Annotated in this window: 13 protein-coding genes; 1 reads left to right on the top strand and 12 read right to left on the bottom strand. The window is 53.9% G+C overall.

The window, feature by feature from the left end; all coding sequences use genetic code 11:
• Window positions 1-35: 35 nt before the first annotated feature.
• From ndh to hinT, 7 genes are all read right to left on the bottom strand, one after another.
• Window positions 36-1,340: an NADH-quinone dehydrogenase gene (gene ndh / locus FDW94_RS21140; RefSeq protein ID WP_003832263.1), complete on the bottom strand. Its 1,305-nt coding sequence runs from the start codon at window positions 1,338-1,340 to the stop codon at window positions 36-38.
• Between the two features lie 236 nt (window positions 1,341-1,576).
• Window positions 1,577-2,119 (bottom strand): alpha/beta hydrolase YcfP, encoded by a 543-nt coding sequence (gene ycfP / locus FDW94_RS21135; protein WP_003030817.1) that lies wholly within the window; start codon window positions 2,117-2,119, stop codon window positions 1,577-1,579.
• A gap of 21 nt (window positions 2,120-2,140) precedes the next feature.
• The gene (gene nagZ, locus FDW94_RS21130) at window positions 2,141-3,166 is read right to left on the bottom strand and encodes a beta-N-acetylhexosaminidase (RefSeq protein ID WP_137378213.1); all 1,026 of its coding nucleotides are present in this window, start codon (window positions 3,164-3,166) and stop codon (window positions 2,141-2,143) included.
• Between the two features lie 10 nt (window positions 3,167-3,176).
• A complete protein-coding gene (thiK, locus tag FDW94_RS21125) occupies window positions 3,177-4,001 on the bottom strand; it encodes a thiamine kinase (protein WP_048235622.1) in 825 nt (274 codons plus the stop codon).
• Window positions 3,982-4,623 (bottom strand): penicillin-binding protein activator LpoB, encoded by a 642-nt coding sequence (gene lpoB, locus FDW94_RS21120; RefSeq protein ID WP_008784426.1) that lies wholly within the window; start codon window positions 4,621-4,623, stop codon window positions 3,982-3,984. The genes thiK and lpoB overlap by 20 nt, the downstream gene beginning before the upstream one ends.
• A 13-nt stretch (window positions 4,624-4,636) precedes the next feature.
• Window positions 4,637-5,011: a YcfL family protein gene (locus tag FDW94_RS21115; protein WP_008784425.1), complete on the bottom strand. Its 375-nt coding sequence runs from the start codon at window positions 5,009-5,011 to the stop codon at window positions 4,637-4,639.
• Between the two features lie 2 nt (window positions 5,012-5,013).
• Window positions 5,014-5,373 carry a purine nucleoside phosphoramidase gene (gene hinT / locus FDW94_RS21110; protein WP_003030826.1) on the bottom strand — a complete coding sequence of 120 codons (360 nt, stop codon included), beginning with the start codon at window positions 5,371-5,373 and terminating at the stop codon, window positions 5,014-5,016.
• Between the two features lie 349 nt (window positions 5,374-5,722).
• Between hinT and fhuE the strand changes: the two genes are divergently transcribed.
• Entirely contained in the window at window positions 5,723-7,909 is a 2,187-nt protein-coding gene (fhuE, locus tag FDW94_RS21105) for a ferric-rhodotorulic acid/ferric-coprogen receptor FhuE (RefSeq protein ID WP_032943015.1), read from the top strand.
• Window positions 7,910-7,931: 22 nt separating this feature from the next.
• Here fhuE and paaY read toward each other — a convergent pair whose 3' ends face one another.
• The 5 genes from paaY to FDW94_RS24590 all read right to left on the bottom strand — a co-directional run.
• On the bottom strand, window positions 7,932-8,528 hold the full coding sequence (paaY, locus tag FDW94_RS21100; RefSeq protein ID WP_137378212.1) for a phenylacetic acid degradation protein PaaY: 597 nt from the start codon (window positions 8,526-8,528) through the stop codon (window positions 7,932-7,934).
• Between the two features lie 11 nt (window positions 8,529-8,539).
• Window positions 8,540-9,466: a phenylacetic acid degradation operon negative regulatory protein PaaX gene (gene paaX, locus FDW94_RS21095; RefSeq protein WP_020996484.1), complete on the bottom strand. Its 927-nt coding sequence runs from the start codon at window positions 9,464-9,466 to the stop codon at window positions 8,540-8,542.
• A 157-nt stretch (window positions 9,467-9,623) separates the two neighbouring features.
• Window positions 9,624-10,943: a phenylacetate--CoA ligase PaaK gene (paaK, locus tag FDW94_RS21090; protein ID WP_003832244.1), complete on the bottom strand. Its 1,320-nt coding sequence runs from the start codon at window positions 10,941-10,943 to the stop codon at window positions 9,624-9,626.
• Window positions 10,944-10,971: 28 nt separating this feature from the next.
• A complete protein-coding gene (pcaF, locus tag FDW94_RS21085) occupies window positions 10,972-12,177 on the bottom strand; it encodes a 3-oxoadipyl-CoA thiolase (RefSeq protein WP_079934868.1) in 1,206 nt (401 codons plus the stop codon).
• Window positions 12,177-12,348: hotdog fold thioesterase (locus tag FDW94_RS24590; protein WP_249358675.1), on the bottom strand; the 172-nt coding region annotated here is incomplete at its 5' end. The genes pcaF and FDW94_RS24590, both read right to left, overlap by 1 nt.

The raw sequence follows: 12,348 nt of genomic DNA, 5'->3' as shown, positions 1-12,348 counted from the left end.
GGATGCGTAAAATCATCCGACGCCACAGGTCGATATTAATGCAGTTTCAGACGCGGGCGAATCACCCGGTTGATACTGCCGACCAGCATCATCAGCCCGGTTTTGAAGTAGCCGTGCAAAGCAATCTGGTGCATGCGGTACAGTGAGATGTACACAAAGCGCGCAATACGTCCTTCCACCATCATCGAACCACGGGTCAGGTTGCCCATCAGGCTACCCACGGTAGAGAAGTTAGAGAGCGAGACCAGAGAGCCGTGATCTTTGTACTGATACGCTTTCAGCGGCTTACCGTTCATCTGTGCCAGAATATTGTTCATCGCGCAGGTCGCCATCTGGTGTGCTGCCTGAGCGCGCGGAGGCACAAAACCGCCTTCCGGGCGAGCGCAGGAAGCGCAGTCGCCAATCGCGTACACGTCAGGATCGCGCGTGCTCTGCAGAGTTGGCTCAACCACCAGTTGGTTAATACGGTTCGTTTCCAGACCGCCAATGTCTTTCATAAAGTCTGGCGCTTTGATACCCGCCGCCCACACCATCAGATCGGCTTTAATGTATTCGCCATCTTTGGTGTGCAGTCCCCCTTCGTCAGCGCTGGTTACCATCGTCTGGGTCAGTACGCGTACGCCCAGTTTGGTTAACTCATTATGCGCAGCACCGGAAATACGCGGCGGCAACGCAGGCAGAATACGCTCACCGGCTTCGACCAGCGTAACGTTCAGCGCGTCATTGGTCAGCCCTTTGTAACCATAGCTGTGCAGTTGTTTTACCGCATTGTGCAGCTCAGCGGAGAGTTCAACACCCGTCGCACCGCCGCCCACAATGGCGATATTCACTTTTCCGTTAGCGCCCAGATTCGCGGAATACTTCAGGAACAGATTCAGCATCTCCTGGTGGAAACGACGCGCCTGATGCGGGTTATCGAGGAAAATGCAGTTTTCTTTCACGCCAGGGGTGTTGAAATCGTTAGACGTACTGCCCAACGCCATCACCAGCGTGTCATACGGCACTTTACGCTCAGGAACCAGTAGCTCACCCTTCTCATCGCGCAGCTCAGCGAGAGTAATGGTCTTCGCTTCACGATCGATATCCACCACCGAGCCTAACTGGAACTGGAAGCCATGGTTACGGGCATGAGCCAAATAACTCAGCGCATCCACACCTTCGTCCAGTGAACCCGTCGCCACTTCATGCAGTAACGGTTTCCACAAGTGACTGTGGTTTCTGTCTACCAGTGTGATTTTGGCCTTTTTCTTACGCCCGAGTTTTTTACCCAGCTGCGTCGCCATTTCCAGTCCGCCAGCACCGCCGCCGACAATCACGATCCTTTTCAATGGTGTAGTCAACGTGACCCCCTCAAATTTATTAACCAATTGTTAATTAAAAGTTATGAGCATAGCCTTTAATTAACAACAAGTTACGGCAATGAAAATGTTCTTCGAGAGTGAGAATAACACGAACGGTGCATTGGTCATACCAAAATTGATATGTATCAAGTTTTGATGCTGAAAAGATAGACAACCGGAACTTTAAGAACAAAAAAACCAGCCCGATGGCTGGTTTTTTACACACTCAATAAGAATTAACCTAACGTCTTGAACGCTTTGATGCGCTGCAAATGCGGAGAGATATTCTTAAACTTATGCGTCTGCTCTTCGTCCCAGACTATCTCGTAAAAATGATGCAGCTCTTCCGACGAACGCTGACTGTTAAGCGCTTCATCATGACGTGACAGGATCACCAGGCAGCGATCGCGATTCTTCTCACGGAAATTGGTCACGCATTTTGTTGCGATGTCTGCATACTCCTCAGGTCTGTCGATTTTGCCTTCCATGTTCTCATACGGGAACAGGTTGGGATTAAACACTACCTGACGAATATCACACAGGAAACCAATCCGTTCAGCCCAATATCCCCCGAGCCCCACACCACAAATCAGCGGACGGTCATCCACATTCAGCTGCAGCATTTTGTCCACTTCTTTCAGCAGATGCTGCATATCATGTTTAGGATGCCGCGTACTGTAGCTAATCAGCCTGACATCCGGGTCGATGAATTGCAACTGCAACACCTTCTCATGGTTGCCCGGGCTGTTAGAGTCAAAACCGTGTAAATAGATAATCATCGCATCCTCGCCAAACTTGCGTTAATGACCTGCTTTCTCTTCCTGCCAGCGCTCATGAAGTTGGTTAAGCTGAGCGCTTACCGTCTTCCAGCGTGACGAGTCCATCAGTTCCTGACGTGAAAATGAACCTTTATGATACAAACGTGTAACACGTTCTGCATTGATCGGCGACAGATTATCTAACACACTGACCGCTCCCTTACGATTATTGCAGACCAGGATCATATCGCAACCTGCATCCAGCGAGGCCTGTCCACGCTCCGCATAGCTTCCCATAATCGCCGCCCCTTCCATCGACAAATCGTCGGAGAAAATGACACCATCGAAGCCAAGCTCCTGGCGTAGCACCGTTTTCAACCAGTGAGGTGAACCACTCGCCGGACGCGGATCGACATCACTGTAGATGACATGCGCAGGCATAATGGCATCCAGTTTGTTTTCCGTAATCAACGTCTGGAACACGGACATATCTTTCGCACGAATCTCGGCTTCTGGGCGTGGATCGGTTGGGGTTTCTTTGTGTGAATCCGCCGTCACCGCCCCATGTCCTGGGAAATGTTTACCGGTCGTTTTCATGCCAGCAGCATGCATCCCGTCAATGAAGCGGGTCGCCATCGCCAGCGCTTTTAGCGGATCGGCATGGTAAGAACGCTCGCCGATTGCCGCGCTGATATGGCCCACATCCAGCACGGGTGCAAAGCTGATATCAATGTCCATCGCGATCATTTCGCTGGCCATCAACCACCCAGCGTCCTGAGCCAGTTTGCCGCCCTCTTCCAGACCGTACAACGCAGCAAAGGATTGAGCTGCAGGCAGGCGGGTAAAGCCCTCACGAAAACGCTGTACGCGTCCGCCTTCCTGATCTACCGCCACCACCAGATGGTTACGTGACGCAGCCCGGATCTGACGCACTAATTCACTCAGCTGTTCCGGGTCATGATAATTTCGGGTAAAGAGGATCAACCCACCTACCAGCGGATGTGCCAGAATCTCACGCTCTTCAGCGTCCAGCTCATACCCTTCGACATCCAACATTACTGGGCCCACACTGCTCTCCTTATCCTTTCATTGTTAGCTGCCGCCAGGTTTCATCGGCCAGCCTGATAAATTGTCGATCGCCGGTTTGCCGCCAGCGATACTCAAACCACCCCGCCTTCAGCATCATTATCCAAGGTTGCCATTGTCTGACCTGTCGCCACAAAACGTCTGGCTCAATGTGCGCTCGTTGGGCGTAGGTGCTAACCAACTGTTGGTGCTGGGATTCATCGCTAACCCATACTGCCGCCAGCTCCAGGGCAATATCACCGTCTCCGGCGTATTCCCAGTCAATCAGCCGCAGCCCTGATGCCGTACGTACGATGTTGTCACCGTGAACATCCATATGCAGCGGCCCCAGACGCAAAGGTCGAGGCTCACCTCGTTTCCTTAGCCGCTTCAGCGCGCGCAGCCAGCATGGTGTACGACGCGCCGGATCGCCACACTGCCAGTACTGTTCAAGTAGCGGAAGCAGGTTGATTCGCCAGCCCAATCGGGGTTGCTGGTGCAGATGATACAGTAAGCCTGCGAGTTCGTCGGCGTCCGGTAATCTGGATTCTACCTTACCGTGAAAAAACTCGACTGCCATCCACCCACGCGTATAAAAGTGAGGACGTGGCGCAAGGCTTTCTGGCAGGTGTTTTAGCGCATGATATTGGCGTAAGAAATGAGATTCCGGCGCGTCAGGGTCGTGATGGCAGCGCAGTACCAGTCGGTGGGAACGGTGTTCAATGATGCAGCTCCCGCCGCTCAGGCCGGTTTGGCTGGTTGCGACGGGATGATACTGCGGGAAATAGCGCGACAACACTTCGCCGCGCGTGAGTCTGTTATTGTTGCTGAACGGCACCTTTACCTGACCAGATTATCTCGCCAGTTTGTACCAGCATTAATTGCATTTGCAGCGCAGGCGAATTGACGTTGCCGGATGCGCTGGAATAAAGCACATACTGCGCGCCAACGTTACGGGCGATACCAATCGCTTTACTGCGCGTTCCCAGACTGTCATTCGGCGACAGACCTAACTGCTGTTTGGCGACAGCCAGCTGTTGGGCAGAAATCAGCGTAAACTTACCGTTATTCGCCAGCGCGTTACGTAAGGTTTCGGTGGCTTCACCCGCGTTCAACGAGCCGTTGGTGCGGTTATTCACGCTATCAACCAGCAGAACGCCGCCCGCTTTGACGCCGTCTGCCTGCAGCATTTTGCCGACCATCGGCTGCATAGCCCCGTTCCAGTCATAGTGACGTTGACGTGGCGTAGGCTGCGCCGTTTGGTCTTCATGCTCAATTGGGCCCGGCTGCTGCGGTATGCTTGGCACCGTTGGCACAACCGGCACCGGCTGTTGCGGCTGCGCAGGCTGTTCCGGTACCGGCTTTACTTCCTCTACCGGCGCGGGCTCACGTTGCGCCACACAGCCAGAGAGAAACATCGCCAGCGCGGCAATCAGTGCGTAGCGATTCATTTTGTTCATCAAGATTCACCCCTTACAAATAAAGATAAAGTCTAACCTTGTGCGCCCCCAGAAAATTGGCGCTGCCGTACAGCGTCACCGACGAATGAGCCGGAATAGTCACACTGCGTGGCGCTTCCAGAGGGTGCATTTCCAGCCCTCTGGCGTCATACCAGTAAAACCGATAATGAACGGTAACGGGTTCTTGTCTTTCGTTATAGAGTCGAGAGGATGCCGAAGCCTGAATATCAGACGTTGTTAACGTGGGCTGCTCTGCTGTAATACCCGCCGCCAGAATTGTTGATTCCATCACCAGCGACTGTTCATCACTTACCGGGATTTCAGGATGTGTTCGACAACCCGCCAGCAACAGCAAGCCCAGTGAAAGCGCAATGCATCCTCTGGTCATGCTTACAGACCTTTATGCGCAAGCATTGGGCCAAGCGCACGTCCACCCAGCAGGTGCATATGAATGTGATACACCTCCTGCCCCCCGTGGCGGTTGGTGTTCATGATTAAGCGGTACCCATCTGCAGCAATGCCTTCCTGCTCAGCAATTTTCGCCGCAACGGTGATCATGCGGCCCAATGCCTGTTCATGTTCCGCCGTCACATCGTTGACAGTTGGGATCAGAATGTTAGGAATGATCAGGATATGCGTTGGTGCCTGAGGGGAAATATCACGAAACGCAGTGACCAGTTCATCCTGGTATACGATATCCGACGGAATCTCACGACGAATAATTTTGCTGAATATAGTTTCTTCTGCCACGACGTTTTCCTTTTTCATTAACAGCCCAAGCGTTTTGCCATGCTACGCCGGGTAACTCTGCGAGTATAGAGTATGAGCGAGTTACTCACGCTCTTTCAACTTTAACCCTCGATTTTTTAAGCGAAAACCCCAGTCAGTGCTGCTCTTATAACCATTTCCCTGCGCTATTGCTCAAGCATAGTACTGAAACAATATTTCATTTATGCCGTAGCATCTGTTTACACATTGAGTGCTAATGCGTATATTTCGCATTTGTATTTACATGCGCATTTAATAATTTACAACCAAAGGGTTCATCACAACTACCGGTGATTTGAACTTAATATTAATAATTATCAAGGACTTTTCGATGTCTTTCACAACACTCAACGGGAATGTTCAACGCCAACCGGGCCTTGCCCCTTCTTTGCTGGCAGCATGCGTCACGCTAGCCCTTTTACCTTCCACCAGCCTCGCAGCCCCTGCAGAAGAGACAGTGATCGTGGAGGGTTCTGCTCCATCCGCATCCAGCGAGGAGCAGGATTACAGTGTTAAATCGACGACCGCTGGCACAAAAATGCAAATGACACAGCGCGATATTCCGCAATCGGTCAGCATTGTCAGCCAGCAACGCATGGAAGATCAGCAGTTGCAAACGCTGGGCGATGTGATGGATAACACGTTGGGGATAAGCAAAAGCCAGGCGGATTCAGATCGCAGCAGCTATTACTCGCGCGGATTTCAGATTGATAACTATATGGTCGATGGGATCCCGACCTATTTTGAATCCCGCTGGAATCTCGGTGACGCCCTTTCTGACACCGCCCTTTTTGAGCGTGTCGAAGTGGTCCGTGGCGCAAACGGGCTAATGACCGGGACGGGTAATCCTTCAGCCTCCATTAACATGATCCGTAAGCATGCCACCAGCCGCGAGTTCACCGGTAATGTTTCAGCGGAATATGGCAGTTGGAACAAACAACGCTATGTGACCGATCTGCAAAGCCCGCTTACAGCAGACGGCAACGTGCGCGGCCGCATCGTGGCGGGTTACCAGAATAACGACTCCTGGCTTGATCGCTACAATAGCGAAAAAATGTTCTTCTCCGGGATTGTCGATGCCGATTTGGGTGACACCACCAGCCTGTCTGCGGGATATGAATATCAGCGCATTGATATCAACAGCCCAACCTGGGGTGGATTGCCGCGCTGGAATACCGATGGCAGTAAAAACAGCTACGACCGTTCGCGCAGCACTGCACCGGACTGGGCTTACAACGATAAAGACTTCAACAAAGTGTTTGTCACCATCAAACAACGTTTTGCCGATACCTGGCAGGCGACCATGAACGCCACCCACTCCGAGGTCAAGTTCGACAGTAAAATGATGTACGTCGATGCCTATGTTAATAAGGCCGACGGCACGCTGATTGGCCCATATGGCAACTATGGTCCGGGATATGACTACGTCGGAGGAACCGGCTGGAACAGCGGCAAACGTAAAGTGGATGCTGTCGATCTATTTGCCGACGGCGGTTACGATCTGTTTGGTCGTCAGCATAATCTGATGCTGGGCGGCAGCTACAGTAAACAGAATAACCGTTATGAAAGCTCGTGGGCGAACGTTTTCCCCAACGAAATCGGCAGCTTCTATACCTATGATGGTAACTTCCCTGAAACCAACTGGAACCCGCAGTCATTGGCTCAGGACGATACCACGCACATGAAATCGCTGTACGCCGCAACGCGTATTTCGCTGGCCGACCCACTGCATTTGATTGTTGGCGCACGTTACACCAACTGGCGTATCGACACCCTGACCTACAGCATGGAGCAAAACCACACCACGCCGTATGCGGGTCTGGTCTATGACATTGACGATAACTGGTCTACCTACGCCAGCTATACCTCAATCTTCCAGCCGCAGAACAAGCGCGACAGTTCCGGTAAATATCTCTCTCCGATCACCGGCAACAACTATGAGCTTGGCCTGAAGTCCGACTGGATGAACAGCCGTTTAACCACCACGCTCGCGGTGTTCCGCATTGAACAGGATAACGTAGCGCAATCAACCGGCGTGCCAATCGCCGGTAGCAATGGCGACACGGCCTTTAAAGCGATGGATGGTACGGTCAGCAAAGGGGTCGAATTCGAGATTAACGGTGCGATCACCGATAACTGGCAGATGACGTTTGGTGCGACACGCTATGTTGCTGAAGACAACGAAGGCAATGCAGTAAACCCGAATCTGCCGCGGACCACGGTCAAACTGTTTACCCGTTATCGCCTGCCAGCCATGCCGGAACTGACCGTCGGCGGTGGAGTTAACTGGCAGAATCGTGTTTACAGCGATACGGTCACGCCTTATGGCACATTCCGCGCGGAACAGGGAAGCTACGCCCTGGTAGATTTGTTCACCCGCTACCAGGTAACAAAAAACTTCTCAGTGCAGGGTAACCTTAATAACCTGTTCGATAAAACCTACGACACGAATATCGACGGTTCTATCGTTTATGGTGAGCCGCGTAACGTCAGCGTTACCGCCAGCTATCAGTTCTGACACCGGGTATTGCGTAGAATCGCTAACTCGCTGACTTAGGTTGCAAATTCTCATCAAACTCCAGCCGCTTTCTGTCGGGTTCTACCGCAGTCAGCGGCTCCACTTCTGCAAGCGTCTGCTGACAGCGCCCCACCAGCACCTGATACTCGCGAGTACCCTGTTTTTTCCACACCAGTTCCTGCTCAGTTAACATGCGAATCGCTTTCGCCGGGCTGCCGACAATCAGATGGTTGGCGGGCATCTCAGCGCGCGCTTTCACAAACGCCGAAGCACCAACGATACTGTTTTCACCGATGGTCGCGCCATCGATAATCACCGCGCTCATGCCGACCAGCGCGTTACGCCCAATCACACAGCCATGCAGAATCGCGCCGTGGCCGATATGTCCGTCCTCTTCCACCACCGTATCCTGGCCGGGAAATCCGTGCATCACGCAGTTATCCTGGATATTCGCCCCATCTTTAACCACGATACGCCCACAATCTCCGCGCAGGCTGGCGTTGGGACCAACATAAACACCTTTGCCGAGAATGACATCGCCAATCAGCACTGCGGTTGGGTGAACATAGCTTTCTGCAGGAACTACCGGGATCATCCCGTCAATCTGGTAAATCGGCATGGCTTCTCCTGTTACACCTCGGCTAATCCGCCGAAGCGTTGATAATAGAGCGGACCCGGCGCGGGCAGTTCCCCCACCGAGCTCTCGCCTTTTTCGCTGACGAAAACCTGGGCGCCGGGCGCAACACGTTGATAAATATTAATGCACAGCTGACGCGCCGTCTGACCCAGCCAGTGAGCAGGCAACAATTCTTCCGGCAACAGCGGATCTTTGAGCACAACCCGACGATAGAAGTGAATGAGCAACAGGCGGATCTGGAAGCAGCGCTCTGGCGTAAGTTCGTCCGGCCCGGCGTCACGCAGTAGCGGTAACAACGGACGGAACAGCGTGATAAACGCCTCGTACATGGCATTTTGTTCGGTTAAGTGCCAGCACCCTTCTACCCGCTCACGCAGCGCAGCGCGGGAGAGTGCCAACGGCGAATGCGCCTCAAAAACGATGACGTTTTCCGCTACCCCAGCTTCATGAAGCAGCGACTGTACGTCCGCCAGCTTTTGCGATGGCGACGCCAGCAGACTCGGCGCCAGTACGCCAAAACCTTGCCATAACAGCTGCTTTTTAACTTCGGCCAGGGTATTTTTCTCCAGCCCCTCCGACAGCAGCAGCAGCCAGGTACCGTCCCACTCAGGGGCGCTGGCACGGTAGATTTTGCTCTCGGCGCGGCGCGTCAAGCGTAGCCCTTTATCACTCAGGCGGTAGAAACTGCGGCGGCCGATACGTACTACGTCCAGCCATTCTTCTTTATTAAGGCGAAACAGCGCGGTACGTACAAAACGCTCACCGAAGCCAAGCCCTTCCAGCAGCGCGGCAACGCTACCGAGCCAGACTTCTCCACCGCGTTGCGATAAACAGTCCCCGTAAAGCGAGGCGATAAGAGAGGTGCCGCTGACCGGCATTGCGGTTACCGCCTGCTGAATAAAACTATCGAGTTTTTCCATATGATTCATACTGTTGTCTTTTTTGTCCTTTTTGAATCATAGCACAGGATAATTTCCGCGATATGGCAGGAATTTGTAGGCCGGATAAGGCAACGCCGCCATCCGGTAACTTTTGCGCTCTCGCCTGATGGCGCTGCGCTTATCAGGCCTACGAGTCTTAACCGTTGGCGGCAACTTTGCGCAGGTCGAACACCCGACACGCCTTTCCTTCTGAGCGCGGAATGCTGCCGCAGTTAACAATGCTTACGTCCGTTGAAATACCGACCATCGACTTAATACGATGACGCAAATGATGGCAAATCTGGCAGCGCTGCTCATGGCTTAGCACCAGGCTACTCTCTTTAAGCTCCACGCGTACCGAAAGCGAATCAAGATGGCCACGGCGATCCACTTCCAACTGGTAATGCGGAGCCAGATGTTCAATCTTGAGGATCTCTTCTTCCACCTGCGATGGGAAGACGTTGACGCCGCGAATAATCAGCATATCGTCGCTGCGCCCGCTAATGCGATCCATACGACGCATCGTGCGCGCGGTACCCGGCAGCAGGCGCGTCAGGTCGCGGGTACGATAACGAATGACCGGTAGCGCTTCTTTCGTCAGCGTGGTGAACAGCAATTCGCCGTGCTCGCCGTCAGCCAGTGGTGTACCGTCATCCGGATTGACCACTTCCGGGAAGAAATGATCCTCCCATATTGTCGGACCATCACCCGTTTCGATGCACTCCATCGCCACGCCCGGCCCCATCACTTCCGAGAGGCCATAAATATCCAGCGCCGTAATACCCAGGCGACGTTCGATCTCCGCGCGCATCCCCGTTGTCCACGGCTCTGCGCCAAAGACACCGGTACGCAGCGAACAACCCCGCGCGTCACCACCCATCTGGCGCTCCAGCTCTTCAATCAGGTTCAGACAGTAGGATGGCGTAACCATAATCATGTCAGGTTTGAAATCGCGAATCAGCTGCGCCTGTTTCTCGGTTTGACCGCCGGACATCGGGATAACCGTTGCCCCCAGGCGTTCCGCGCCGTAGTGCGCGCCCAGTCCGCCGGTGAAAAGGCCATAGCCATAAGCGACGTGGATTTTATCTTTCGCGGTACCGCCTGCGGCACGCAGCGAGCGGGCGACGATGTTAGCCCAGGTATCGATATCATTTTGCGTATAGCCCACCACTGTCGGTTTACCCGTGGTGCCGGATGATGCATGGATACGCACCACCTGCTCCATCGGTACCGCGAAGGTGTCGAAGGGATAGTTGTCACGCAGATCCTGCTTGGTGGTGCAGGGAAACTTGCTCAGATCGCTCAGCTCACGGAAATCATCCGGGTGAACCCCCGCCGCGTCGAACTTACGGCGGTACATCGGGACATTTTCATAGGCGTGTTTTAACGTCCATTTCAGGCGCTCGGTTTGCAAAGCCTGTAATTCGTCACGCGATGCGGTTTCAATCGGATCTAATTTTGTCGTTGTCGTTGTCATTTTGTAGGGCACTCGCAGGTCAATTAGCTCACACTCGCTCAAGGATCATGGCAATGCCCTGACCCACGCCAATACACATCGTACACAGCGCATAACGTCCATTGCGTCGTTCCAGCTCCAGCGTTGCAGCCAGCGCTAACCGCACACCGCTCATCCCCAGCGGGTGACCTAAAGCGATAGCCCCCCCATTGGGATTCACGTGTTCTGCGTCATCTGCCAGTCCAAGCTGTCTCATCACACCCAACGCCTGGGCGGCAAAGGCTTCATTCAGCTCAATCACATCCATATCGTTGATATTCAGCCCGGCGCGCTCCAGCACTTTTCGTACCGCAGGAACTGGCCCAAGCCCCATAAACTTCGGCTCCACGCCCGCCGTCGCCATCGCGACAATGCGTGCACGCGGCGTTAGTCCCTGGGCCTTTATGTGTTGCTCGCTGGCTACGATCATTGCTGCCGCGCCGTCGTTCACCCCAGAGGCATTGCCTGCGGTGACCACGCCGTTCTTACGAAACGGTGTTTTCAGTTGTGCGAGTTGCTCCAGCGTGGTTTCTGCACGCGGATGTTCATCTTCACGTACTGCGCTAACTGCCCCTTTCTTGCCAATGATTTGTACCGGCACAATTTCCTGCGCCAGAATGCCGTCACGCTGGGCTTTCGCCGTGCGCTGCTGGCTGCGATACGCAAAGGCGTCCTGGTCTTCTCGGCTTACATTTAACAATTCAGCTACATTCTCCGCCGTTTCCGGCATGCTGTCAGTTCCGAATTGTTGCTGCATGAGCGGGTTCACAAAACGCCAGCCAATGGTGGTATCAAACATTTCTGCCTGACGCTGGTATGGCGTCGTTGCCTTACCCATCACGAACGGCGCGCGGGACATTGACTCAACACCACCAGCGATCAGCAGGTCGGCATCACCGGCTTTGATCGTGCGAGCAGCGAAGCCGATCGCATCAAGCCCGGAGCCGCACAGACGGTTGATGGTCGTGCCGGCAACGCTGTGCGGATAACCCGCCAGCAGGGTCGCCATATGCGCCACGTTGCGGTTATCCTCGCCCGCCTGGTTGGCGCAACCGAAGATCACATCGTCAATAGCGCTGGGATCCAGGCGTGGGTTGCGGTTGAGTAATTCACGCAACGGGATGGCCGCCAGATCGTCGGCACGCACGCCTGCCAGCGCCCCGCCGTAGCGACCAATCGGGGTACGAATACCGTCACAAATAAATGCGTCACGCATTAGACTTCTCCTGTAATCGTGCCACCGATGCGGTGGGATTTGCCGCGAAACAGAGCCACGGTTTTGTGTTGCTGATTGACAATTTCAATGTCGTAAACGCCAGTGAGTTTGCCTTGCTGCTTGACCCGCGCGGTGGCGGTCAGTTTGTCACCTGCAAAGGCCGGGCGCAGA

The organism is Citrobacter sp. wls757 (assembly GCF_005280935.1).
Lineage (GTDB): Bacteria > Pseudomonadota > Gammaproteobacteria > Enterobacterales > Enterobacteriaceae > Citrobacter > Citrobacter portucalensis.
This window is presented reverse-complemented; position numbering and strand designations above follow the sequence as displayed.

What these genes read in the sequence shown, in the direction of transcription:
- ycfP (WP_003030817.1), bottom strand. Translation starts at nt 2,119, where the DNA reads ATGATTATCTATTTACACGGTTTTGACTCTAACAGCCCGGGCAACCAT.
- lpoB (WP_008784426.1), bottom strand. Translation starts at nt 4,623, where the DNA reads ATGAACAAAATGAATCGCTACGCACTGATTGCCGCGCTGGCGATGTTT.
- FDW94_RS21115 (WP_008784425.1), bottom strand. Translation starts at nt 5,011, where the DNA reads ATGACCAGAGGATGCATTGCGCTTTCACTGGGCTTGCTGTTGCTGGCG.
- fhuE (WP_032943015.1), top strand. Translation starts at nt 5,723, where the DNA reads ATGTCTTTCACAACACTCAACGGGAATGTTCAACGCCAACCGGGCCTT.
- paaY (WP_137378212.1), bottom strand. Translation starts at nt 8,528, where the DNA reads ATGCCGATTTACCAGATTGACGGGATGATCCCGGTAGTTCCTGCAGAA.
- paaX (WP_020996484.1), bottom strand. Translation starts at nt 9,466, where the DNA reads ATGGAAAAACTCGATAGTTTTATTCAGCAGGCGGTAACCGCAATGCCG.
- paaK (WP_003832244.1), bottom strand. Translation starts at nt 10,943, where the DNA reads ATGACAACGACAACGACAAAATTAGATCCGATTGAAACCGCATCGCGT.
- pcaF (WP_079934868.1), bottom strand. Translation starts at nt 12,177, where the DNA reads ATGCGTGACGCATTTATTTGTGACGGTATTCGTACCCCGATTGGTCGC.